Annotated in this window: 25 protein-coding genes; 11 read left to right on the top strand and 14 right to left on the bottom strand. The window is 71.1% G+C overall.

The window, feature by feature from the left end:
* Positions 1-102 precede the first annotated feature (102 nt).
* Positions 103-522: a hypothetical protein gene (locus tag ACZ48Z_RS38830; protein ID WP_468740618.1), complete on the top strand. Its 420-nt coding sequence runs from the start codon at positions 103-105 to the stop codon at positions 520-522.
* An 82-nt stretch (positions 523-604) separates the two neighbouring features.
* Here the strand turns inward: ACZ48Z_RS38830 and ACZ48Z_RS38825 are convergent, their stop codons facing one another.
* From ACZ48Z_RS38825 to ACZ48Z_RS38815, 3 genes are all read right to left on the bottom strand, one after another.
* Entirely contained in the window at positions 605-2,185 is a 1,581-nt protein-coding gene (locus tag ACZ48Z_RS38825; RefSeq protein WP_468740617.1) for a DUF1996 domain-containing protein, read from the bottom strand.
* Positions 2,186-2,367: 182 nt separating this feature from the next.
* A complete protein-coding gene (locus ACZ48Z_RS38820; protein ID WP_468740616.1) occupies positions 2,368-3,021 on the bottom strand; it encodes a LuxR C-terminal-related transcriptional regulator in 654 nt (217 codons plus the stop codon).
* Entirely contained in the window at positions 3,012-4,277 is a 1,266-nt protein-coding gene (locus ACZ48Z_RS38815) for a sensor histidine kinase (RefSeq protein ID WP_468740615.1), read from the bottom strand. The genes ACZ48Z_RS38820 and ACZ48Z_RS38815 overlap by 10 nt, the downstream gene beginning before the upstream one ends.
* 320 nt (positions 4,278-4,597) lie before the next feature.
* Here ACZ48Z_RS38815 and glnII point away from each other — a divergent pair, with 320 nt between their 5' ends.
* The 5 genes from glnII to ACZ48Z_RS38790 all read left to right on the top strand — a co-directional run bounded on the left by glnII (position 4,598) and on the right by ACZ48Z_RS38790 (position 8,567).
* Positions 4,598-5,626 (top strand): glutamine synthetase, encoded by a 1,029-nt coding sequence (gene glnII / locus ACZ48Z_RS38810; RefSeq protein WP_468740614.1) that lies wholly within the window; start codon positions 4,598-4,600, stop codon positions 5,624-5,626.
* An 86-nt stretch (positions 5,627-5,712) separates the two neighbouring features.
* Positions 5,713-6,636 (top strand): DUF6891 domain-containing protein, encoded by a 924-nt coding sequence (locus tag ACZ48Z_RS38805; RefSeq protein WP_468740613.1) that lies wholly within the window; start codon positions 5,713-5,715, stop codon positions 6,634-6,636.
* A gap of 88 nt (positions 6,637-6,724) precedes the next feature.
* A complete protein-coding gene (locus ACZ48Z_RS38800; protein ID WP_106981153.1) occupies positions 6,725-6,847 on the top strand; it encodes a hypothetical protein in 123 nt (40 codons plus the stop codon).
* Between the two features lie 81 nt (positions 6,848-6,928).
* Entirely contained in the window at positions 6,929-7,504 is a 576-nt protein-coding gene (locus ACZ48Z_RS38795) for a winged helix-turn-helix domain-containing protein (protein ID WP_468740612.1), read from the top strand.
* Between the two features lie 61 nt (positions 7,505-7,565).
* The gene (locus ACZ48Z_RS38790) at positions 7,566-8,567 is read left to right on the top strand and encodes an SDR family oxidoreductase (protein WP_468740611.1); all 1,002 of its coding nucleotides are present in this window, start codon (positions 7,566-7,568) and stop codon (positions 8,565-8,567) included.
* Positions 8,568-8,717: 150 nt separating this feature from the next.
* Here the strand turns inward: ACZ48Z_RS38790 and ACZ48Z_RS38785 are convergent, their stop codons facing one another.
* Positions 8,718-9,386, bottom strand: a complete 669-nt coding sequence (locus tag ACZ48Z_RS38785; protein WP_468740610.1) for an RlpA-like double-psi beta-barrel domain-containing protein — start codon at positions 9,384-9,386, stop codon at positions 8,718-8,720.
* Between the two features lie 107 nt (positions 9,387-9,493).
* Positions 9,494-9,856, bottom strand: a complete 363-nt coding sequence (locus ACZ48Z_RS38780; RefSeq protein WP_468740609.1) for an arsenate reductase family protein — start codon at positions 9,854-9,856, stop codon at positions 9,494-9,496.
* A gap of 163 nt (positions 9,857-10,019) precedes the next feature.
* Here ACZ48Z_RS38780 and ACZ48Z_RS38775 point away from each other — a divergent pair, with 163 nt between their 5' ends.
* Positions 10,020-10,334: a hypothetical protein gene (locus tag ACZ48Z_RS38775; protein WP_468740608.1), complete on the top strand. Its 315-nt coding sequence runs from the start codon at positions 10,020-10,022 to the stop codon at positions 10,332-10,334.
* Between the two features lie 45 nt (positions 10,335-10,379).
* Here ACZ48Z_RS38775 and ACZ48Z_RS38770 read toward each other — a convergent pair whose 3' ends face one another.
* Positions 10,380-11,579 carry a winged helix DNA-binding domain-containing protein gene (locus ACZ48Z_RS38770; protein WP_468740607.1) on the bottom strand — a complete coding sequence of 400 codons (1,200 nt, stop codon included), beginning with the start codon at positions 11,577-11,579 and terminating at the stop codon, positions 10,380-10,382.
* A gap of 248 nt (positions 11,580-11,827) precedes the next feature.
* Between ACZ48Z_RS38770 and ACZ48Z_RS38765 the strand changes: the two genes are divergently transcribed.
* The gene (locus tag ACZ48Z_RS38765) at positions 11,828-13,186 is read left to right on the top strand and encodes a DUF2252 domain-containing protein (protein WP_468740606.1); all 1,359 of its coding nucleotides are present in this window, start codon (positions 11,828-11,830) and stop codon (positions 13,184-13,186) included.
* Positions 13,187-13,236: 50 nt separating this feature from the next.
* On the opposite strand, the gene ACZ48Z_RS38760 is transcribed toward ACZ48Z_RS38765, so the two are convergent.
* Positions 13,237-14,874, bottom strand: a complete 1,638-nt coding sequence (locus ACZ48Z_RS38760) for an alpha/beta fold hydrolase (RefSeq protein ID WP_468740605.1) — start codon at positions 14,872-14,874, stop codon at positions 13,237-13,239.
* 106 nt (positions 14,875-14,980) lie between these two features.
* Between ACZ48Z_RS38760 and ACZ48Z_RS38755 the strand changes: the two genes are divergently transcribed.
* Positions 14,981-15,283, top strand: a complete 303-nt coding sequence (locus ACZ48Z_RS38755; protein WP_468740604.1) for a hypothetical protein — start codon at positions 14,981-14,983, stop codon at positions 15,281-15,283.
* A 4-nt stretch (positions 15,284-15,287) separates the two neighbouring features.
* Here ACZ48Z_RS38755 and pspAB read toward each other — a convergent pair whose 3' ends face one another.
* The 5 genes from pspAB to glnA form a co-directional block, all read right to left on the bottom strand.
* Complete coding sequence (gene pspAB / locus ACZ48Z_RS38750) at positions 15,288-15,872, bottom strand: PspA-associated protein PspAB (protein WP_468740603.1); 585 nt, start codon at positions 15,870-15,872, stop codon at positions 15,288-15,290.
* A 2-nt stretch (positions 15,873-15,874) separates the two neighbouring features.
* The gene (htpX, locus tag ACZ48Z_RS38745) at positions 15,875-16,792 is read right to left on the bottom strand and encodes a zinc metalloprotease HtpX (protein WP_468740602.1); all 918 of its coding nucleotides are present in this window, start codon (positions 16,790-16,792) and stop codon (positions 15,875-15,877) included.
* A 97-nt stretch (positions 16,793-16,889) separates the two neighbouring features.
* Complete coding sequence (locus tag ACZ48Z_RS38740) at positions 16,890-18,332, bottom strand: hypothetical protein (RefSeq protein ID WP_468740601.1); 1,443 nt, start codon at positions 18,330-18,332, stop codon at positions 16,890-16,892.
* 79 nt (positions 18,333-18,411) lie between these two features.
* Positions 18,412-18,669, bottom strand: a complete 258-nt coding sequence (locus ACZ48Z_RS38735) for an SCO2583/SCO2584 N-terminal domain-containing protein (protein ID WP_468740600.1) — start codon at positions 18,667-18,669, stop codon at positions 18,412-18,414.
* Positions 18,670-18,801: 132 nt separating this feature from the next.
* Positions 18,802-20,211, bottom strand: a complete 1,410-nt coding sequence (gene glnA / locus ACZ48Z_RS38730) for a type I glutamate--ammonia ligase (protein WP_468740599.1) — start codon at positions 20,209-20,211, stop codon at positions 18,802-18,804.
* 200 nt (positions 20,212-20,411) lie between these two features.
* Between glnA and ACZ48Z_RS38725 the strand changes: the two genes are divergently transcribed.
* Positions 20,412-20,882 carry an RDD family protein gene (locus tag ACZ48Z_RS38725; RefSeq protein ID WP_468740598.1) on the top strand — a complete coding sequence of 157 codons (471 nt, stop codon included), beginning with the start codon at positions 20,412-20,414 and terminating at the stop codon, positions 20,880-20,882.
* A 154-nt stretch (positions 20,883-21,036) separates the two neighbouring features.
* Entirely contained in the window at positions 21,037-22,287 is a 1,251-nt protein-coding gene (locus tag ACZ48Z_RS38720; RefSeq protein ID WP_468740597.1) for a lipase family protein, read from the top strand.
* Positions 22,288-22,353: 66 nt separating this feature from the next.
* Here the strand turns inward: ACZ48Z_RS38720 and ACZ48Z_RS38715 are convergent, their stop codons facing one another.
* Both ACZ48Z_RS38715 and ACZ48Z_RS38710 read right to left on the bottom strand, forming a co-directional pair.
* The gene (locus ACZ48Z_RS38715; RefSeq protein ID WP_468740596.1) at positions 22,354-23,055 is read right to left on the bottom strand and encodes a DUF4191 domain-containing protein; all 702 of its coding nucleotides are present in this window, start codon (positions 23,053-23,055) and stop codon (positions 22,354-22,356) included.
* 65 nt (positions 23,056-23,120) lie between these two features.
* Positions 23,121-23,345: an SCO2195 family GlnR-regulated protein gene (locus ACZ48Z_RS38710; RefSeq protein WP_468740595.1), complete on the bottom strand. Its 225-nt coding sequence runs from the start codon at positions 23,343-23,345 to the stop codon at positions 23,121-23,123.
* Positions 23,346-23,379 lie beyond the last annotated feature (34 nt).

Raw genomic sequence — 23,379 nt, 5'->3', positions numbered from 1 at the left:
CCTCGGCGGCACCTCGATTTGAGCGTCCCGCGCCTCACAGCCGTATGGGAGGAGACGGGCCCCCGCCGGGGTCCGTCGACGTGACCGTGACCGGAGGAACAGATGAGGTTGACCCGACCGATGCTCGCGCTGACCGGCGCGGCCGCCGTGCTGGCGCTGGCGGGCTGCGGAACCGGCGGTGACGCGGAGGCCGCCGCGGTGCCCTCCGCGGCCACCGGCAGCCTGGAGCACCTGGCCGCCGAGGTGAAGTGCACGCCCAACATCCAGATCGACGCCGACGAACTGCGCCAGGCCGTGTGCAAGAAGGCGGCGCACTCCCCGGGCAAGTTCATCCTCGCCACCTTCGCCACCGACCGCGGACAGCGCGAGTGGATCAACGGGGCCAAGGACTACGGCGGTCACTACCTCGTCGGCCGCAAGTGGGTCGCGGTGGGCGAGACCACCAAGACGGTGACGACGCTGCGCGCCACGCTCGGCGGGGACATCGAGGAGGGCACGGACCACTCGGCGCACACCGGTTAGCACTTGCATCCATCCGGACACGGACACAAGGAAGCCGGCGGTGGGATTCCCACCGCCGGCTTCCTCATGGGCTAGCCCTGGGTCACTGGCACTTCTTGCCGGTGTTGATGCAGTTGACCAGCTGGTTCATCGTGTTCGTGGAGAAGAAGTTGATGAAGTCGTTGTGGTCGGTGATCGGCTTGTGCAGGTTCTCCGGGAAGGTGTCCACCGCGTACGGGTTGACGACCGTGCCGTTCTGCAGCTTCGGGGCCGGGACGTTGTAGACGAGCCGGACCTGGAGCTGGGGGATCGCCTTGAAGCCGTTGGCGCAGCTGCCGTCCGCCGCGGCGAACGCCACGTGGGTGCGGTGGTTGGCGCTGTCGATGTTCTGACCGTCCCAGCAGCTCTGGAAGTCGGTCGTGCGTACCACCTGGCTGCCCTGCGGGCAGATCGGGTACTTGTCGTGCAGCTGCACCTTGTTCTCGAAGCCGGTGCAGGACCAGTTCACGTTGGCGTTGGCGTTGCCGTTGACGAAGGCCTTGGCGTCACCGGTGATGATGCGAAGGGCGGTCGGCATCGCGACGACGTTGCCCTTCTTGTTGCCGACGAACTTGATCTGCGCCTGGGAGGCCTGCAGGATCTTGCCGACGTTGCCTTCCTTGCCGCCGCCGTCCTTGTTCTGGTCGAAGTCCTGCGTGCCGTTCTGCAGACGCAGTACCGGCCAGAAGTACGAGGACTTGTCGCCCTGGTTCTGGCAGGTGGTCGTCGCCGCCGCCAGTTCCTGGTCGCTCGCGAACGCGTCGTTGCTCTGGTTGCCGACGTAGTCGTGCAGGTGGTGGGCACCGTTGGCGACACCGGGAGCCACGATCACGTTGTCCGTGTTGTGGTTCTTGTTCGCGTTGGTGCCGCACTTGGTGGTGAAGCTGCCCCGCGAGCCCGAGTTGCCGTTGGCGGGGAGGCCGTTCGCGCCCACACCGATCTGGGCGCTGCCGCCCTGGACCTTGGTGATGTCCACGAAGTCGGCTGCGACCGGGCCGTTGCCGCCCTGTCCGCCGTTGCCCTGCTGCTGGCCACCGTTGTTCTGCTGGCCACCGTTCTGCTGCTGGCCGCCGTTGTTCTGCTGGCCACCGTTCTGCTGCTGACCGCCGTTCTGCTGCTGGCCGCCGTTGTTCTGCTGACCGCCCGCGTTACCGGCGTTGGTCTGCGCGTTCTGCGTGGTGCAGGCCGCCAACTGGCTCAGCGAGCTGTTGAACTGGCCACCGACGCGCTGGATGTCGATGCGGATCCGGTCGATCGTGGCCGCCCGCTTCTCCTTCAGGGGGCCGACGATGGCGTTCTGGACGAAGCCGGCGTCACCGGCCTGCGCCTGGCGCGTCGAGGCGAGCCGGGCGTAGGCCTCGGTGATCTGCTTGTCCAGGTTCGCCAGCTCGGTGGCCACGCCGTTGCGGGCCGCCTGAGGCACATTCGTCAGCTTCTGCCCGACATCGGGGCAGGAGATGGTCGCCACCTGCGCGGCGGCGGCCTTGGTCTGATTCTGTGACCAGCCGTTGCTGTTGTTGGACTCGTGCGCCGAGGCGTAGAAGTTCGCCCAGATCAGCCCGCCCCCACCGAGCGCTAGGGCCGCCGAGGCGGCTATGGCCTTGTTGGCCATCGACGACCGGCGTTTACGTGTGTTGCGTCCCATGGAACTCCTCTGACTTCCTTTTCCGGGCCATCGAGGCGCCCGACAGGAGTGAAGCGGCTCCCTCCCTTACGCACGTGGTCCCAAGGGTGTTCAGCCGCCCCACAAACAAATCAGAGGTTTACCGGGCTCCGGGGTGCCAACAGTCCTGTGAGCAGCAGGAGTTACAGAGAATGAAGAAGTGGTCACCGGTCCCGGTCGAGAAAGGCGAGCACCGCCAGAACACGGCGATTGTCATCGTCCGACACCTCAAGACCCAGTTTGGTGAAGATGTTGGCGGTGTGCTTGGCGATGGCCCGTTCCGTCACCACGAGCCTGCCGGCGATCGCCGCGTTGGTCCGCCCCTGCGCCATGAGTTCCAGTACCTCCCGCTCCCGGGGCGTGAGCCGGCCGAGCGGCTGGTCGCCGGCCGTCCGCCGGGCCAGCAGCTGCTGGATCACCTGCGGGTCCATCGCCGTACCGCCCGCCGCCACCCGCCGTACCGCCTCCACGAACTGCTCCGCGTCGAAGACCCGGTCCTTGAGCAGGTAGCCCACCCCGCCGCTGCCGTCGGCGAGCAACTCGCGCGCGTACAGCTGCTCCACGTGCTGCGAGAGCACCAGCACCGGCAGCCCGGGTCTGTCCCGGCGGGCGGTCAGCGCGCACTGGAGCCCCTCGTCGGTGTGCGTCGGCGGCAGCCGTACGTCGACCACCGCGACGTCCGGCTCCAGCTCGGCCAGCGCGCGGGCCAGCTCCGGCCCGCTCTCGACGGCCGCGGCGATCTCGAAGCCGTGGGCCTCCAGGAGTCGTACGAGCCCGTCCCGCAGCAGGAAGAGGTCTTCGGCCAGGACTACGCGCAAGGGATCTCCAGGGTCACCATGGTGGGACCGCCCGCGGGTGAGCCGACGGCCAGGACGCCGTCGAATGTACCCAGCCGGCGCTCCACCCCGGCCAGCCCCGAACCGGCCGCGATCACCGCCCCGCCCCGGCCGTTGTCGGTGACGGAGATCCGCAGCATGCCCTCCGTGTGATGCAGGTCGATCCAGATCCGGTCCGCACCGGAGTGCTTGACGGCGTTGGTGAGGACCTCGCTGACGGCGAAGTAGGCGGCCGACTCCACGGGCGCGTCCGGCCGGGTGTCGAGCTCCACCGTCACCTCGGTCGCCACCGGCAGCCGCAGCGCCAACGCCCGTACGGCGTCGCCCAGTCCGCGTTCGGCCAGCACCGGCGGATGGATGCCGCGCACCAGGTCGCGCAGTTCGGTGAGCGCGTCCAGGGAGGACTGGCGGGCCTGCGCGAGCAGCCGCTTGGCCTGCGCGGGATCCTTGTCGAGGAGCATCTCGATGGTGCCGAGGTCCATGCCCATGGCGACCAGGCGGGCCTGCGCGCCGTCGTGCAGATCCCGTTCGATGCGGCGCAGTTCGGCCGCGGAGGTGTCCACGGCGTCACGCCGGGTCTCGGTCAACACCTTCACCCGCTCGGCCAGTTCGGCCTGGCTCGGGGCGAGGACGGCCCGGGTGAGCGCGAAGTGGGCGTGCAGCAGGCGGACGGTGAAGAAGTGCGCGGGGACGAGGAGGACGAGGGCCAGGGCGCCGGCGGCCAGTGCGGAGGTCTGGTCGCCGACACGCACGAAGCCGTACCAGTAGCCGCCCGTCTCCGAGAGCGGCCGCCACAGCCCGGCCGCGACCGCGAACCCCTCCAGCGGGTAGAGGACGAGCACCGCGGGCAGCAGTGCCGTCACGAACCCCGCCGTCATGTCCACCTGGAGCCACCGCAGGTCCCGCCAGGTCGCCGGGTCCCTGAGCAGCGCGTAGGTCCGCTGCCAGGGGTTGGCGCCCTCGGGCACCGGCCGGTACGCGGACGGGATCCGCACTCCGCCCCACTCGGCCGCGAGGACCCGCCGCCAGTTCGCGAAGGCCCGCACGCCCTTCAGCACCCAGGGGGTCGTGAAGACCCCGATCCCGACCGGCACGAGCACGACGGACACCAGGCTGAGCGTGAAACCGAGCAACGACCCCGGCAGCGACACCAGCGCCAGCGCGAGCCCCCGTACGGCCGCGAGCCCCGTGGCCCGCGCCCTCCTGCCCCTGCCGTCGTTCCGCGTCTCGAAGGTCATGCGGCCAGTCTGGTCGAGCGGGGGACGGCGGTCACTGGGCCTGGCCGCCCGATCCGGGGGTGGTGCCAGATACACCCTTTGCATACGAGGCGCACCGGCCTCCGACGCCGTGTCTCCGTATCGACTTTCCCGGCCGCCGCCGACGCTCACACGGTGAATCGCGCCACAGCACCACCAGGTAACACGGGGTTCACATTCGAGCAATGGCCGGGAAATCGCCTGTTGACAGGCTCGCGGGCGTACGAGAGGCGGCGTTTCAGTGCCGCAGCGCCGCTGCACCCGCAAGTGCGCCCAGACATACCCCCGAAGGATGTGGCCCCGTGAGCTTCAAGGCTGAGTACATCTGGATCGACGGCACCGAGCCGACGGCCAAGCTGCGTTCGAAGACCAAGATCCTGGCCGACGACGCCAAGGGTGCTGAGCTGGGGATCTGGGGCTTCGACGGGTCCTCCACGAACCAGGCCGAGGGGCACTCCTCGGACCGTGTCCTCAAGCCGGTCTTCTCCTGTCCCGACCCGATCCGCGGCGGCGACGACATCCTCGTCCTGTGCGAGGTCCTCAACATCGACATGACGCCGCACGAGTCCAACACCCGTGCCGCGCTGACCGAGGTCGCGGCGAAGTTCGCCTCCCAGGAGCCGATCTTCGGCATCGAGCAGGAGTACACGTTCTTCAAGGACGGCTACCCGCTCGGCTTCCCCAAGGGCGGCTTCCCGGCCCCGCAGGGCGGCTACTACTGCGGTGTCGGCGCGGACGAGATCTTCGGCCGTGACGTCGTGGAGGCGCACCTGGACAACTGCCTCAAGGCGGGCCTCGCGATCTCCGGCATCAACGCCGAGGTCATGCCCGGCCAGTGGGAGTTCCAGGTCGGCCCGGTCTCCCCTCTGGAGGTCTCCGACCACCTGTGGGTGGCCCGCTGGCTGCTCTACCGCACCGCCGAGGACTTCGGCGTCTCCGCCACCCTCGACCCCAAGCCGGTCAAGGGCGACTGGAACGGCGCCGGCGCGCACACCAACTTCTCCACCAGGGCGATGCGCGAGGGCTACGAGGCCATCATCACCGCGTGCGAGTCGCTCGGTGAGGGCTCCAAGCCGCTCGACCACGTCAAGCACTACGGCGCCGGCATCGACGACCGTCTGACGGGTCTGCACGAGACCGCCCCCTGGAACGAGTACTCCTACGGCGTCTCCAACCGCGGCGCCTCGGTGCGTATCCCGTGGCAGGTCGAGAAGGACGGCAAGGGCTACATCGAGGACCGCCGCCCCAACGCCAACGTCGACCCGTACCTGGTGACGCGCCTGATCGTCGACACCTGCTGCTCCGCGCTGGAGAAGGCCGGACAGGTCTGATCCCCGCCGCTGCTTCCCGAGGGGCGTCCACCGATCGCGGTGGGCGCCCCTCGGCGTTGTCAGTGGCGTCTGCCATCGTGAGGGACATGGAGATCTACGGGGGCCTGGCCGTCAAGGCCTGGACCGAACACGGACAGAAGTACACCGGGATGTCGGCCGGGGAGCTGCGCGAGGCGGTGACCGGCCTCGGCCGCGCGGGCAACCGCTTCCTCGTCGCCCAGCGCATCCCGGACCTGCCGCACGTGTTCGCGCAGGTGTGGCACGAGGAGGGCGGGGACTACCAGCTGGAACACCGCCTGAGCCGGGACCGCTTCTTCGGTGCGCGCCTCACCGACCCCGGCCGCGTCGCCGACCTGCTGACCGGCTGGGCGCGGCAGGAGGACGGCTGGGACGCGGACGTGGCGTGGGACCCGGTGGACCTCGGACCGGCCGAGGAGATCCCCGAGCTGCCGGACGCGGTCCGCGAGCAGGTCGAGGAGCGCATACGACTGCTGCTGCGCTGCGGGTACGACGACCGGGCCCGCCTCACCGAGGCCGCCGAGGACCTGCTGGTCGACGGCGACGACAGGCCCGTGTCGCGGGCGCAGGCCGGGGAGCTGGTGGACCGGCTCTGGGTGGAGCGGCTGACCGAGCAGCAGCGGTGGGAGGGCGTCACCGAGCCCGAACTGCTGGGCAGGGCCTTCGAGGCGCTCGACGCGAGCGGCATCACCGCCCGGGAGAACTTCGCCTGCTGCCGCACCTGCGGCACGACGGAGATCGGTGCGGAGCGCGCGGAGGGCGACCGCGGATTCGTCTACTTCCACACGCAGTGCACCGAGAGCGCCGCCGCCGGACAGGGACTGACGTTGCTGTACGGCGGCTTCGACGGCTCGGCCGACACGGACACCGCCGTGGGCCACGAGGTCGTGGCCGCTCTGCTGAGTGCCGGTCTGTCCACGCAGTGGGACGGCAGTCCGCACAAGGCGATCGAGGTCACGCCCCTGATATGGCGGAAACGCCTGGTGGGGTGAGCCGTCTCACGCCGATTTCACGCCAAGGAAGTGTCCAGGCAGTGAGAGAAGACTCCTGTCACGGGCCGGTGTCTGCTTCAATGAGCTCATGGCCAGCTTCCAGAAGTACACCGCGACGGGTCGCCATGACCTCGAGCCCTTCTGGCCCTCCCGTCAGCACCACGACTTCGACCGGGTGTGTTGCCGCGCGATGAACGCGCCGGCCCTCTAACGCCGTACACCCGGCCTTCGGCCAGCGCGCAGTCGACGTACGTCTCCTGACGACCTTCTCGCGCGAAAGAGCTGACCTCTCATGGCGACCACTCGTACTCTCCCCACCGCACCCCTCACCGGCCCGTCCGAGAACGGCGCACGGCACCGGCTCCGGGCCGTCGGCCCGGACGACGTCCCGAACGTCGCGGACTTCCTGCCACCGGGCGCCACCTGGCTGCCCGCCCCTCAGCACACCCTGCCGACGTTGCCGGGGCAGCCCCCGATGATCGGCTACCTGGTGCTCGTCCCGGCCGACCAGCGGCCGCCCTTCCTCCCGGAGCCGCCGCAGTCGCTGCCGCAGCCGCGGGGCGAGGGCGCCGGGGCCCCGCTCGTCCGCATCGACACCGTGCAGCGCACCGCCGCGGTGAACGGCACGGAACTCGACCTCACGTACCTGGAGTTCGAGCTGCTGGCCCACCTGGTCCAGCACCCGCACCGGGTGCACACCCGCGACCAGCTGGTCACCACGGTCTGGGGCTACGGCCACGTCGGCGACGGCCGGACCGTCGACGTCCACATCGCCCGGCTGCGCCGCAAGCTGGGCGCGGACTTCCGGGGCGCGATCCAGACCGTGCGCCGGGTCGGCTACAAGTACACCCCGCCGACCGGCGGCTGACCCGTCTGCCGACGGCAGATTCCCGTTCCGTTCCGCCGCCCCGCAGGGCACAGTCACCGGTATGAGACTTCTCCTGCTGGGTGGCACCGAGTTCGTCGGCCGGGCCGTCGCCGAGGCGGCCCTGGAGCACGGCTGGGACGTGACCGCCTTCCACCGGGGACGGCACGCACCCGTGGCCGGGGTGCGGTCGCTGCACGGCGACCGCACCGAGCCCGACGGACTCACCGCGCTCTCCGGCAGCGGTACCTGGGACCTGGTCGTCGACACCTGGTCGGCGGCGCCCCGCGCGGTCCGGGACACGGCGCGGTTGCTGCGGGACCGCGCCGACCGGTACGCGTACGTGTCGAGCCGCTCGGTGTACGCCTGGCCGCAGCCCCCCGGGTTCGCCGAGGACGCGCCCCTGGTGGAGGGCGCCGAGCCCGACGCGGACGGAACCGACTACGCGCGGGACAAACGGGGCGGCGAACTGGCGGTACTCGACGCCTTCGGTCCGGAGCGCTCCCTCCTGGTCCGGGCGGGCCTGATCCTCGGCCCGTACGAGAACATCGGACGCCTGCCGTGGTGGCTCGGCCGTGTCGCCCGCGGCGGCCCGGTCCTCGCCCCCGGTCCCCGGGACCTCCTGCTCCAGTACATCGACGTCCGTGACCTGGCGGAATGGGTGCTGGGCGCGGCCGTGGCCGGTCTGAACGGGCCGTACGACCTGGTCAGCCCGCGCGGTCACACGACCATGGGCGAACTCCTCGACGCATGTGTGGCGGTGACCGGCTCCACCGCCGAACTCCGCTGGACCGCCCCGGACATCGTCCTCGGCGAGGGCATCGCCCCCTGGACCGAACTCCCGATCTGGGTTCCGCCGGACACGGACCTCCACGACACCCTCCACGCGGGGGACACCTCCCGGGCCGCTGCGGCAGGCCTGCGGTGTCGCCCGGTCACCGAGACCGTGAGCGACACCTGGCGCTGGCTCCAGGAGCTCGGCGGGGTGGCCCCGCAGCGGCCGGACCGGCCGGTGGTCGGGCTCGATCCGGAGAGGGAGGCGAAGGCGCTGGCGCGGGTCCGGTAGGGCGTCGGGCGGCTGCGGGCCGGCGGGGGCCGGCCGCGCCGTTCCCCGCGCCCCTGGGAGTCGGGGGCGGCGCGGGTCACCATGAGCTGAGTGGTCCTGCTGTTCGTGGCCGCGAACAGCAGGACCGTCACCCACCAGGCGTGGCCGGTGTCACCCCACCTTCTCGATCACGACTCGGCGGATGAGGAACTTGCCCGGCTCCCGCACCTGTTCGAAGGCAGCGTTGTTGAGCAGGGCGCAGCTGCCGGAGACCGAAGTGACCTGCACCGTCGTGGACTTGTTGTTGTCCAGGTTGGTGACCTTCAGTTTCGTACCGGCCGGGAACTGGTTGCTGGACGCCGCGGGCGCACCGCCCTCCCCGGACAGCGTGACCGTCGAGCCGTTGCAGACCTGCTGCCCTGAACCGGCGTTCCCCGGCGCGGGGGCCTGGGACGCGGGAGGGGCCTGGGCCGCGGGTGTCGACGCGGAGGCGGTCTGCGAAGGCTGCTGCTGTGCGGCCTGGGAGCCCTGAGCCGACTCCCCGACCACACAGGTGGACGCCTTCTGCTGGACCTCGATCTGCGCGATCACCGCTTCCCGGTTGGCGATCCGGGCCGCCGACTGCGCGTCGGGAGCGGCCCGTTGGCCCTCGATGAACCGCTGGTTGTTGCCGAGCGCGGTGGCGAGTCCCTGGCAGACGGTGGACTCCGCCGCCGTCTGCGGACTCTGCGCGGCGTTGGAGGTGCCGGCCAGGACGAAGGCCCCGCCGCCCGCCACCGCCGCCGCGCTCACCAGCAGCGCGACCTTCTTCTTCGTACCGAGTGTTCTCCTGCGCGACATCCGCGCCTCCTGAGAGGTAGGGGAGCGTACGCCGCTATGTACGAGATACCGAACAAGGTTGCTCAGAGGTCAGAGGAGACGCGCGACGTGGCCTGCGTCACATCCCGTCATTTCCTGGCCAGGGCGTCCCGTACGGCGTCGTCGGTGCGGGCGACCAGGGCCGAGCCGTCCTCCGCGGTGATGATCGGGCGCTGGATGAGCTTGGGGTGTTCGGCGAGTGCCTTGATCCAGCGGTCGCGTGAACCGCTGTCCCGGGCCCACTCCTTGAGGCCGAGTTCCTTGGCGGCGGCCTCCTGGGTGCGGGTGATGTCCCACGGTTCGAGGCCGAGCCGGCCGAGCACCTCGCGGATCTCGTCCTCACTCGGGACGTCCTCCAGATAGCGGCGGACGGTGTAGTCGGCGCCCTCCGCATCGAGCACACCGATCGCGCTGCGGCACTTCGAACAGGCCGGATTGATCCAGATCTCCATGCCGCCCACGGTACGTGAAAACCCGTCCTCCACCTGCGTCACAGCACCCCCGACAGCCTTGTGGCCAGGGGCTTTTGTCAGTGGCGAGAGGTAGAATAGAAGCAGTGTTCGAGGGTGTCGCCGGGTCCCCGGCGGTCGCCCTTACCGCGACAGGAGGATGCCTGTGCCCGCTGCCGCACTGAAGCAGAAGCCGATGCCGACCCAGTCCACCGCGAAGCACCCCGTGCTGCTCGACCTCCCGTACACGCCCGTGGAGAAGCGCCCGTTGCCGCCGGGCCGCCCCCGCGAGTGGTACGTCACCCACAACCGCCGCCTCAAGGCGATGCGACTCGCGATCGCCCTGCTCGACTCCGGCGTCTTCGTCCCGAACCAGGCCCGCAACGAGACGATCCGGGACACCGCCGAGATGATCGGCGTCCACCCGCCGTCGGACACGACATGCCACATGGTGCGGGCGCTGATGCGGTACGCGCGGTAGCCGTGGCGCCGGGCGCCCTCGTGCCACGGGCGCCCGGTGTTCCGGTCAGTCGGCGGAGCCGGCCAGTTCCTTGTCCAGCGGGTTCCGGAAGCGCGGTGTCACCCGGGTCGAACCGACCCACCCGCGCAGCCGGTCCGCCTGCGCGGCGATGGCAGCCTTCTCCTCACGCCCCACCCCCTCCGGGTCCAGCAGGCGCCAGACGATCTCCCCGTCGGGCCGCTGACCCCAACCTCCCACCACCCGCCCGTTGCACCACACCGTCGGACCCACGTTGCCGCTCCGGTCGAACAGGGCGGGCCGCAGGGACGGGGCCAGATACCAGTCCCGCTGCTGCCAGCCCATCGCCGTCGGATCGAGGCCGGGCAGCAGCGCGACCCAGGGCTCGGCGGGGGCCGCGACCGGGTCCGCGTCGCCGTCGACGACGTAGGCCGGGCCCTCGTCGACGGACACCCTTGCCGCGCGGATCGCCGTGAGGGCGCGCCGCACGTCGGTCACCTTCCAGCCCGTCCACCACTTCAGGTCGGCCTCGGTGGCGGGGCCGCAGACGGTGAGCCAGCGCCGCAGCAGCTCCGCCTGCGCCTCGGCCACGTCCAGTTCGGGATGCGGCGGTGCCACCGCCCAGCGGAACTGCGTGGAGGTCCAGGAGCCGAGGGGACGGCCGCGGACCACCTTGCCCTCCAGCCCGAGCACCCTCAACAGGCGGCTCGAGACGCTGTGGACGCCCTCGTAGCTCTTCCCGGCCGCGTACGCGAACTGCTCCCGCAGCCGCGGCTCGTCCACGGCGAGCTCCGAGGCCGTCGCCTGCCCGCGCCGGGCGAGCGCGGCCAGCGCCGACTCCTCGACCTCCTTCAGCCAGGTCGCGTCCGGGGCACCCGCCTTCGCCATGTCCTTGATGAGCCCGGCCCGTTCGCGGGCGGCCACCGTGAGACCGGTGGAGGCGTGCACGACCGCGGCCAGTTCGGTGGGGAACGCGAACACCGTGTGCCGCATGCCGTGCATCCGTACCAGCGACCTGTCCTCGTACAGCGCCCGCCCGGTCTCTGCGACGGTCCCGGCGGGATCGGTGAGCCGCGCGCCGATCGCCAGATAGACCGTCGCGGGGTCGGATCCGTGCAGCGCGACCAGGGCGGCCGCCACCTCCTCCGGACTCCCCACGCGAGCCGTCCCGGCCAGCTGGTGCCGCAGCCCCAGCCGCCCCCGCCGCTCGGCCACCCCGATGTACCGCACCCCGTCATCCAAGACCATGGGACCCATCCTGACCCAGGGCACTGACAACGGGCCCCGCGGGGACGCGGGACCGCATCGACAGGCGTGACCGTGACCCACCACGTGACGGCGCCCCGGGTGACCGACGGCCTGCCGTACCGGCGGGACGCGCCGTCACCCGATCGCCGTACCCGGCATGCGTACCTCCCCGTCCCGGCCCTTCACTGCGATCAGGAGGTGAAGGACACCGGGAACCAGGAGGCGGGCGTGACGCACAGGCAGGGCGCATGAACACCCCCGGCTCCACGGGTACCCCCACCGCCCGAGCCGACCGCGGCCGTGCCGCCCGCAAACGCGTCAGCCGTTCCGCGCACGCCGTCTGGATCCCGTCCGCGGACCGCCGGGACCCCGTCGCCGTACTGGAACGGCAGGGCCGTGACCGTCTGCCGGAACTGCTGCCGATCCGGTACGGCAGGATGTCGGCCTCACCGTTCGCCTTCCTGCGCGGCGCCGCCGCCGTGATGGCCGCCGACCTCGCCGCCCAGCCCCACACGGGCCTCACCGTGCAGCTCTGCGGCGACGCCCACCTGCTCAACTTCGGCCTGTACGCCTCACCGGAACGTTCCCTCCTCTTCGACCTCAACGACTTCGACGAGACGTTCCCCGGCCCCTTCGAGTGGGACGTCAAACGACTCGCCGCGAGCATCGCCGTGGCCGCCGGGGAGAACGGGCACAGCGAGGCCAAGGCCCACCGGGCGGCCCGGGAGGCGACCACCGCCTACCGCACCGCCATGCACCGGTCGGCCCGCATGGGCGAGCTGGAGGTCTGGTACGAGACCGTCGACGCCGACAGCCTGCTGCCCCTGGTCCGCTCCGACCGCCATCGCCGCCGCGTCGCGTCCAGCCTCACCCGGGCCCGGCGCCGCACCAGCCTCCAGGCCCTCGGCAAGCTGACGGAGACCGTCGACGGCCGCCATCGCATCATCACCGACCCGCCGCTCCTCGAACCCGCCGGCGCCCTCGACGCGGCCGGCCTGCGCAAGCTCTTCAGCGACTACCGCTCCACGCTCTCCGAGGAACGCCGGCTGCTCCTGGACCGCTACCGCTTCGTCGACGCGGCCCGCAAGGTCGTCGGCGTCGGCAGCGTCGGCACCCGCTGCTTCATCGTGCTGCTGTCCGGGCGGGACGCCGACGACCCGCTGTTCCTCCAGATCAAGGAGGCGCGGGCATCCGTACTGGAGGAACACCTGCCGCAGGGACCGTACGTCCATCCCGGGCGCCGGGTGGTCGTGGGCCAGCGCCTGCTCCAGGCCGCGAGCGACATCTTCCTGGGCTGGATGAGCGGACCTCAGGGCCGTGCCTTCTACTGGCGTCAGCTGCGCGACATGAAGGGCTCCGTGGACGTGGCCGGCATGACCCCGGCCGACCTCACGGCCTACGCCCGCCTGTGCGGCACCACCCTGGCCCGCGCCCACGCCCGTTCCGGCGACCGCATCGCCATCGCCGGATACCTGGGCACCGCCGAGACCTTCGACCACGCGATCGCCGACTTCGCCCTCACCTACGCCACCCGGACGGCCAAGGACCACGCGACCCTGACGGCGGCCATCGCGGCGGGCGTCGTCGGAGCGGCTCCCGGCGAATAGGCGCGGGTGCGCGCGGGGGCGGCGTGCGCCGCCGACCCGGACCGCCCCCGTCACCCGTACCGCTCCACCAGCCCCCGCACGTACGCCTCCAGCCGTCCGCCCAGCACCCCCGGCGTCAGATCGGACCGGCCGAGCTCGCGCCAGGGGCCGGCGAGCTTCGCCGCGTCGGGGCAGTAGGCGAGGGCGTCGAGGAGCCGCCAGTACAGGTGGTCCGGCCCGTCGGCGAGGCTGCGGCCGCCGTGCGCCTCGTACCGTTCCCGGAAACCGAGACCGTGTTCGGGGCCGTGCAGAAGTGCGAGAGCGGTGGAGCAGTGGGCGACATCGAGGTCGGCCGGTCCCCACGAGGTCTCCACCCAGTCGACCACCCCGCTGACGGCGAGCCCGGCGCCCGCCCCGGTGAACAGCACGTTCCCGGGGTGGAAGTCCCGGTGCAGGAAGCACCCTTCGTACGGCGGCGGGTCCCGGCGGATCACCGCCACGGCCCGCTCCCACAGCGGGCCCCGCATCCCCCGCACCTTCTCCGGCGACGTCCACGGCTGGTAGCCGCGCGGCCGTTCCTCGGGAACGACCCGGTGAATCCGCACCAGTTGGGCGGCCAGCAGGTCCAGGCGCCGCTCCAGATCCTCCTCGTCGACCCGCACGCGGCCCGGCAGCCGGGACATCAGCAACGAGGGGTGGTCGCAGTGTTCGGCCGTGGCGTCGACGGCGATCGGCTCGGGCGCCGGAACGCCCTCACGAGCGGCGAGCAGCGCGAGGACCGACGCCTCGCGGTGCAGAAGCCCGGGCGCGTGGTGCCGGAAGAACGGCTTCACGAACGACCTCAGGACCAGCTCGGTGCCGTCGTCGAGGGTGAGCCGGCGCATCTGGGAGCTCCAACCTCCGGACAGGAAACCGGTGTCGACGACCGACCGGTCCTCGGGAAGCTGCTCGGCCACCCAGTGCCGGGTCGCCGTCCACCCCCGGTCGCCGAGGCCGGTCAGGAGCGCGGACACCAACTCCCGCCGGTCGGCCTGGTGATCGTGCAGCCACGCCCCCAACCGGTGGTCCGCGTCCGGCAGTTCGATGCGTGTGAACTGGGACCGGAAGGCCAGCGCATCCTGCACGGCCTCGGTCACCTCCGGCGGGATCACCGCGTCCGTACCCGGCACCGCGAGCACAGCCCGCCCCTGGTGGTCCCGCAGCGCATCGAGGGCCGGTGCCCGGTGCCAGCTGCCCGGCCGCCGGATGATCTCGCTGAACTCCCCGTCGCCGCGGCCGAACGGCACGTCCCAGGCCTCGGCCGCGTACACGGCGGGCGCACACAGGGCGAGTGCCGCGACCCGCTCGCGGTAGTGCCGGGTGAGGTCGGCCACCGTCTGCCCGCTCATGCTGAACCCGACCAGCACCAGCGGCCCGTCCGCCGGAGCATGCGCGTCGATCACGGCGACCGCCTGCCCGAAACGCCTGCGCAGACTCAACTCCGCGAGCTCACCGGTGCTTTCGCCGTGCCCGGAGAAGTCGAAGGCGAGCACACGGCAGCCGTGCGCCACGAACTCGTCGAGCAGCGGCAGGAGCCGCTCCTTGCTGCCGTTCCCGGCCCCGTGCAGCAGTACGACCGTCGCAGCCGCAGCAGCGGCCCGGTCGTCGTTGCCGTCGCGGACGCCGTGCAGGCGCTCGCCGTCGTGTTCCTGAGTGAAGGACTCGGGCATGCCGGTAACTCCCGGGTGAGGGGAAAGAGCTCGCGCAGGGCAGGCATCAGGCCGCCCCTGCGGGGCTACTCTTCTACACCACAACCCCGTACACGGAAGGCCCGTCATGGGCACCATGGTCATTTCCGGGACCGTCGTCCTGGTCGTCCTGGGCTTCGGGAACCACACCTGGTGGCTCGTCGCCGTAGCCGTGCTCTTCCTTTACACGCAGTACGGCCGTGGCGGCCGCAGCAGCCGGGGCGCCTCCGCGTCCTCGCCGGGCGGTTCGTCCGGGGGAGCGTCGGGTGTGTCGCCCGGCAGTTACCGGGCGTACCGCGACCGCCGGGACAAGCAGGCCAGGTGGGAACGCCGTTACCGCCGCGAGCACCCCCTGGAGGCCCGCCGACAGGCGCGCGAGAGAAAGGGCTAGGAGCTCAGAGGCCGGGGGCGCCCCACAGCGGGAACCAGCGGTTCAGGTCCTGTTCGATCCGCAGGTCGTTCGTGAGCGTGGCCTTCACCCGCAGCTCCAGCGGGTTGTCGCGGCGCTGTCCGTCACCGGGCAGCGGGGCGAAGGGGAAGAACGTGCCGCGCTTGTACAGGTAGACGAGCGCGAGCGACCGGCCCTCGTCGTCGTGGAACCCGGCGAGCGAGCACAGCAGTTGCGGCCCGAAGCCGTTGACCTCCATCGAACTGTTCACCGCGTGCAGGTCGTTGACCAGCTGCGGCAGCTGGTCCGGTCTGCGCTCGGAGACCAGCCAGGAGTAGCCGAAGTCGTCCCGCCGCAGCTCCACCGGCGGGCCGTCGCGGTCGGCGTCCGCGTCGAGCAGGGCCTGGACCTCCCGGTGCGTCTGCTCGAAGGCGGCGCCCTCGACCGTGGCGAAGCACACCGCTCCGCGCCCGGTCGGCGTGAAGGAGACCGCCGCCTCCAGCGTCACGGCCGCCGACGGCAGCGCGAAGAGCTGGTCGAGATCGGGCGCGACAGGCTTCGTGCGCCCGAGCAGGATGTCCAGCAGCCCCATCCTCAGCCCGCCTTCCCGGGCTCCGCGGCCTCACCCAACTCGGCGGAGATCCGCCCCAGTTGATCGAGCCGCTGTTCCAGGGACGGGTGGGTCGAGAAGTACCGCTCGATACCGGGCTCCTTGCCGGTGGCCGGGGTGAAGTAGAAGGCGTTGAAGGCCTGGGCCGTGCGCAGGTCCTTGGTGGGGATCCGGGCCAGCTCGCCGGAGACCTTGGTGAGCGCGGACGCCAGCGCCGAGGGCCGGCCCGTGAGGTGGGCCGCGGCCCGGTCCGCCGCCAGCTCCCGGTACCGCGACAGCGCCCTGATCAGCAGGAAGCTCAGCGCGTACACGGCCGCGGAGACGCCCATCACGGCGGCGAAGATCACGGCCGTGTTCTGGTCCTTCCGCCCGCCGAACAGCTGGCTGTAGAAGGCGAACCGGACGATCAGCCCGGCGATCACCCCGAGGAAGGACGCGATGGTGATCACGGCGACGTCCTTGTGCGCCACGTGCGACAGCTCGTGCGCCAGCACGCCCTCCAGCTCGGCCGGGTCCAGCCGCCTGAGCAGCCCGGTCGTCACACACACCACGGCGTTGTCAGCGTTGCGCCCGGTGGCGAACGCATTGGGCATGTCCATCGCGGACACCGCGATCACCGGCTTGGGCATGTCGGCGATGGCACACAACCGGTCGACCACGGCGTGCAGTTCGGGATACTCCTGCCGCCCCACGACCCGCCCGCGCATCGCGAACATCGCGATCTTGTCGGAGAACCAGAACTGCGCCACGAACATCACGGCGATCAGGCCCACGACCAGCAGCCAGGATTTCAACAACACGATCAACGCGGCGAAGAAGGCCACGTAGAGCAGTCCGAGCAGGAACATCGTGACCGTCATCCGCACGGTCAGCCGCCGGTCGCTCCGAAAACGACTCCGCATCTGCATCACCCCGCAGTCAGGCACTCGTCCCACCCTCCAGTGTGCACCCGGCCCCGGCCATGAAGTGGTCGCGATCAGCCCTAGGGCCAGCAAAGGCTCAGGTCTTGAGGCCGGTCTCCCACAGGCGCGTCCTGAGCACGTGGTCATCCAGCAGGTGCCGCACCCGCCCCAGCAGCTCACCCACCTCGGCCGCCCCACGCGGCACGTCCGCCGTCGGGTACCAGCGCCGCACGCACTGCCGGGCCCAGAGCCGCAGCCTGTCGTCCGGATCGTCGACCAGTGCGACGGCGGCCCGCAGCCGTACGAGCCCGTCGTGCGCGGTGAGCAGCCGGAACGCGGAGACCCGCGTCTCCCTGGCCCGCTCCACCGCCAGCCGCTCCAGCAGCCACCCGTCGTCCAGCAGCCGCGCGGACGGCATCAGCGCCAGGGTCGCCTCCCGCACCACAGCGGGCGCGGGATCGTCGAGCAGCGCCCGCAGCCGCGGTACGTCCAGCACGTCCAGCGTCCGCAATCCGCCCACGGCGCGTGCCCTGACCACCGGATCAGGGTGCGAGGTCAGCGCCCACAGGGCCTCGGCGTCACCCCGTTCCCCGCACTCCGCGAGCCCGCTCACCGCCCCCGCCGGCACCGCGACGGCGTCGGCACACCGGCGCCGGTACCACTGCACCGGCTCGCCCCCCAACTGCCGTACGACATACCGCGCGCAGGCCCGCACCACCCCGGCCCGGTCCCCGAGGAACCCGACGGCCCGCTCCCGCAGCCCGGCCCGCCGCAGCGCGGTCACCCCGGCCGACCGCACCCGCGGACTGCGGGCGGCGAGCAGGGTTTCCAGTACGTCGTCGTCCGCAGCGCCCTCCGCCAGGGCTGCCAGTGCGGCCTCCGCGCAGAGCCCCTGGACGACCGTGTCGTCGTCCCGGGCGGCGGTCCGGGCCAGCTCGGCGGGGGAGAGGAACCCCTCCTCGACCGCGAGCCGGTGGGCGAAGCGGCGCACGGTGCGGTCGGTGTGGGTCAGGAGCGGAAGCAGCGCCTCGCGGTCCGCGGAGCGCAGTACCTCGTCGACCAGGCCGACGGCGAAGTCCCCTCGGTGCCGGACGCCGATCCGCAGGGCGAGCGGCGCCAGCGCGACCGCGGTCTCCACGGTGACCGCCTCCGCCCACCGCGTCCGGGCCGGCTCCCGCACCGGTTCGGCCCAGTCCGCGCACCGCAGCACGACCAACGGCAACAGCTCCGGACGCCCCGTGGTCTCCGCGAGCGCCCGCTTGCGGATCTGTCCGTCCCGGTGGCACAGGGCGAGCGCGAGCTGCGGGTCGGTGAGCCGGTCGCCCCGCAGCAGGGCGTCGGTCAGCGTCCGCCCGTGCTCGGTCCGCTCCCAGGCCGGCAGACAGTCGCTGTCGGCCGCGGACCAGACGCCGTGCCGTACTCCGATGTCCAGCGCGAGCCAGTGAGCCGGGTCGGCCGCGTCGAGCAGGGCCGCCCGCAGTCCGGCCCCTTCAGCGAGGCGTACGGCTGCCTGCGGCCCGTTCCAGATGCTGCTGCGCACGCCCACTCCCCGCCTCGACATGTCCGGCGATCCTAGGCGGCCGATCCTGTCAGGGCGCGGGATTTACCTGCTCAGCCCGCTAGTACGGCCGGAAGTCCGCGTAGCCAAGCACCAGGATGAGCACCGCCATGCTTCCGAGGACGATCGCCGTCGACCGCCAGGACGAGCGGCTCGGTGTCCTCGGCCCCGGGTCGGCGCGGAAGGGCTGGGGCTTCGGCGGGTTCTCCTTCCAGCGGGCGGCGAGCATCCGGGCCCGCGCGGAGGGCTCCTTGAGCTCGGCCCCGTCGGCCCACCTGATGTCGAACTCCCGCTCGCCGTCGTCGTCCTGTGCGGACATCGCCGTATCCCCCGTCGTCCCCTGTCGAACAGCTGTGCAGAAAACGATACGACGGCGCCCCCGTCCCGGGAAACCGGGACGGGGGCGCCGTAGGACTGCCGTAGAACCGCCGCGGGACGGCCTACGTGCCGATCACACGTCGAAGTACAGCTCGAACTCGTGCGGGTGCGGACGCAGCTGGAGCGGGGCGATCTCGTTGGTGCGCTTGAAGTCGATCCACGTCTCGATCAGGTCCGGCGTGAAGACGTCGCCCTGGAGGAGGAACTCGTGGTCGGCCTCAAGGGAGTTGAGGACGGCCGGGAGGGAGGTCGGGACCTGCGCCACGTTCGCGTGCTCCTCGGGAGCCAGCTCGTAGAGGTCCTTGTCGATCGGCTCGGCCGGCTCGATCTTGTTCTTGATGCCGTCGAGGCCCGCCAGGAGCAGGGCCGAGAAGGCGAGGTACGGGTTGCCGGAGGAGTCGGGCGCACGGAACTCGACGCGCTTGGCCTTCGGGTTGGAGCCCGTGATCGGGATACGCATGGCCGCGGAGCGGTTGCGCTGGGAGTAGACGAGGTTGATCGGGGCCTCGAAGCCCGGGACCAGGCGGTGGTACGAGTTCACCGTCGGGTTGGTGAAGGCCAGCAGCGACGGGGCGTGCTTGAGGATGCCGCCGATGTAGTAGCGGGCGATGTCCGAGAGGCCCGCGTAACCGGCCTCGTCGTAGAAGAGCGGGGAGCCGCCGGTCCACAGGGACTGGTGGACGTGCATGCCCGAGCCGTTGTCACCGAAGATCGGCTTAGGCATGAAGGTCGCGGTCTTGCCGTTGCGCCAGGCGACGTTCTTCACGATGTACTTGAAGAGCTGGAGGTCGTCGGCCGCGGCGAGCAGCGTGTTGAACTTGTAGTTGATCTCGGCCTGGCCGGCGGTGCCCACCTCGTGGTGCTGGCGCTCGACCTGGAGGCCGGACTTGGCCAGCTCCAGAGAGATCTCCGCACGCAGGTCGGCGAAGTGGTCGACCGGCGGGGTCGGGAAGTAGCCGCCCTTGTAACGGACCTTGTAACCGCGGTTGTTCTCGACCGCACCGGTGTTCCAGGCGCCCGCCTCGGAGTCGATGTGGTAGAAGGACTCGTTCGCGCTGGTCGCGAAGCGCACGCTGTCGAACACGTAGAACTCGGCCTCGGGGCCGAAGTACGCGGTGTCGGCGATACCGGTGGAGGCGAGGTAGGCCTCGGCCTTCTTCGCCACGTTCCGCGGGTCACGGCTGTACTGCTCGCCGGTGATCGGGTCGTGGATGAAGAAGTTGATGTTCAGCGTCTTGTCGCGGCGGAAGGAGTCGACCCGGGCGGTCGACAGGTCGGCGCGCAGCGCCATGTCGGACTCGTGGATGGCCTGGAAGCCGCGGATCGACGAACCGTCGAACGCGAGCTCCTCGTCCGGGTCGAACGCCTCGACGGGCAGCGTGAAGTGCTGCATCACGCCCGGCAGGTCGCAGAAACGGACGTCGACGAACTTGACGTCCTCGTCCGCGATGAACTTCTTGGCCTCGTCGGCGTTCTGGAACATCCAGCTCCTCCTACTCCCGACCGTTCCTGGACCGGGGTGGTAGTTCGTTCGTGCGGCCAGTGCGGTGGCACACGCTGTCCACGACCCTAGGGACGGGTGGTTTCTCGGGCGTGACCCATTTGTTTCGCACAAGTTAACCGGACATCGTCGGCCCCGCCCCACCTGTCCGTATCCCGAAACGCGCGCAGTACCGTGGACGTGTGGACAACAGGGATGCAATCGGATCATGGCTCTCCGGACCCCGCGCGGCCGCTGAGGATGCCGGTGTCGACTTCGGATACCGCGGACAGCAGCTCGGCCTGCCGGAGCAGGGGCCGGGTTCGATCGCCCGTCCCGGCCGACGCCTGGGCGCACTGGCCGTGGACTGGGCGATGAGCGTCCTGATTGCATCCCGCCTGATCACGCAGAGCTACAGCGGCCAGGCGACCTCCAACTGGGCACTGCTGGTCTTCTTCGTGATGGGCGTCCTGACGGTCGGCACCATCGGGTTCACCCCGGGCAAGCGCCTCTTCGGGCTGCGCGTGGTCGCCCTCGACACCGGCCGGGTCAACCCCCTGCGGGCCCTGCTGCGCACGGTCCTGCTCTGCCTCGCCCTGCCGGCCCTGATCTGGGACCGCGACGGCAGGGGCCTGCACGACCGACTGGCGAAGACCGTCGAAGTGCGCATCTGACGAGGTCCCCCGTCCCTCATCTCCCTGTCTTTGTCGAGTCCTGACAGCCGTCGCGCCGAACTTGCGCGGCGGCTGACTATAAGTCAGTCGGTCCGGCTCCTAGCGTCGAGCACCCAGGCAACAGTCTTCCGTTGCGAAGGGACGCGCCGCGCCGATGAAGAGATCAGCCCTCTTGACCGCCCTCGCCACTGCCGCCCTGCTGGGCGGCGCCCTCGTGTCCGAGGCCCCCGCCGCCGAGCGATCGGCCGCCTGCACGGCCGCCGACCCGGACGTCTACACACCCCCCGCCACCGTGCCGTCCACCCCGGGCACCGTGCTGGCCTGCCGTTCCGTCACGCTGAGCCGGGTGCCGGGCAGTATCGCCATGTCCGCGTGGAAGGTGCTCTACAGCTCCACCGACAACAGGGGCCGTCCCACAGCCGTTTCCGGCACCGTGGCCGTCCCGACGGCGCCCTGGACCGGTTCCGGTCCCCGCCCCGTCGTCGCCTTCCACCCCGGCACGCTCGGCCTCGGCACCCAGTGCGCGTTCTCCAAGCAGCTGGCCGGGGCCTACCAGGACGAGTACGAGGGCGACAACATCGCGGCCCTGCTGAAGGCCGGGTACGCCGTCGCCGCGACCGACGGTCCGGGCTATCTGGACGGCCAGACGCACCGCTACGTCGCCGGCACCGACTCCGGTCACGCCCTGCTCGACATCGCCCGTGCCGCACCCGCAGTGCCGGGCAGCGGCCTCTCCCGGCAGGCCCAGGTCGGCCTGTGGGGCTACTCCGAGGGCGGCGCGGCCAGCCTCTGGGCGGCCCAGCTGGCGGCGGGCTACGCACCCGAACTCAACGTGGTCGGGGACGCGTCCGGTGGCATCCCCGGCGACCTGAAGGCGGTTGCGGCCGGACTCGACGGCAGCGCCTTCTCGGGCTTCCTCGCCGACGCGGCCGTCGGCATCCAGGCCGCCTACCCGGCCCTGCCCTTCGACTCGCTCCTGAACGACCAGGGCCGGGAGGCAGTGAAGACCGCCAAGTCCGTCTGCCTGGCCGGCACCGTCACCGCCCTCGCGGGCAAGAGCCTCAAGGACCTCACCACGGGCGCACTCACACTCGACCAGCTCTACCAGCAGCGCGGGAGCGACGGCCGTACCTGGGGCCAGGTACTGGACGCCCAGAAACTCGGCGTCGGTCTCGCCGCCCACCGGATCATCTTCCCCGTCCTCCAGTACCGCGGCGCTCTCGACGAAGTCATCCCCACCGCCACCGAGGACGCCGTCCGCGCCGACTACTGCGCCGCGGGCGTGAAGACCGGCTGGAAGATCTACGCCGGCGACCATCTGCTCACCGACAACCAGGCCGTCGGCGACGTCGTCGCCTGGCTCGGTGACCGGTTCGCGGGCAGGGCGGCTCAGAACGACTGCTGATGCCCCACGTCTGGGACGACGATGGGGCCCCCGGAGTGATCCGGGAGCCCCATCGTCGGGAAAGACTCAGCGGCCCCTGCCGCCGCCCTTCGGGAGTTTCATGCCCTTGGGCATCGGCCCCTTCGGCACCGGCATGTTGCTCATCAGGTCGCCCATCGCCCGCAGCCGGTCGTTGGTGGCGGTCACCTGGGGGCCGGTCAGCACGCGCGGCAGCTTGAGCATCGTGGTGCGGACCTTCTTGAGCTCGACCCGGCCCTCGCCCGTGCCGACGAGGATGTCGTGCACCGGCACGTCCGCCACGATGCGGTTCATCTTCTTCTTCTCGGCGGCCAGCAGACTCTTGACCCGGTTCGGGTTGCCCTCGGCGACCAGCACGATGCCGGCCTTGCCGACGGCCCGGTGCACCACGTCCTGGCTGCGGTTCATCGCCACCGCGGGGGTCGTCGTCCAGCCCCGGCCGATGTTGTCCAGCACGGCCGCCGCCGCTCCCGGCTGGCCTTCCATCTGCCCGAAGGCCGCTCGCTCGGCCCGGCGCCCGAAGATGACCGCCGTCCCGAGGAAGGCGAGCAGGACGCCCAGGATGCCGAGATAGACCGGGTGGCCGATCAGGAAACCGATCGCGAGAAAGACACCGAGGATGAGGATGAAGACGCCCGCGAGAACCAGGCCGATCTTCTTGTCGGCCTTCCGGGTCATCTTGTACGTCAGGGCGATCTGCTTCAGTCGCCCGGGGTTCGCGGCATCCGCCGCACTGTCACTTCTCGCCATGCCCCGAAGTCTACGTGGCCCCGGAGGCGCCGACGACGGCAGTGCCCGCCCTCCGGGAGGAGGGATCAGGAGCGGACGCTGTACGTGTCGGTGAGCGTCTTGGTGAGCGTCTGCTCCAGGATGTGCTGCGCCTCGACCCTGTCCTTGGCGCGGCGGCGGTCCTCCAGGACGGACGTCCAGGCGTTGCGGCGGGCGGTGCGCTGACCGCTGCTCAGGAGCAGCGACTCGACGGCACGGAGTGCATCGGTGAACGACGGGATGGCGGTGGCGCGAACCGGCGCGGCCTGCATGATGGAGGTCCCCCCTCGGGGTAGCGGCTCTGGT

Source organism: Streptomyces sp. NPDC031225 (assembly GCF_055570355.1).
Note: the sequence above shows the minus strand (reverse complement) of the source record. Positions and strands in the feature narration are given on the sequence as shown.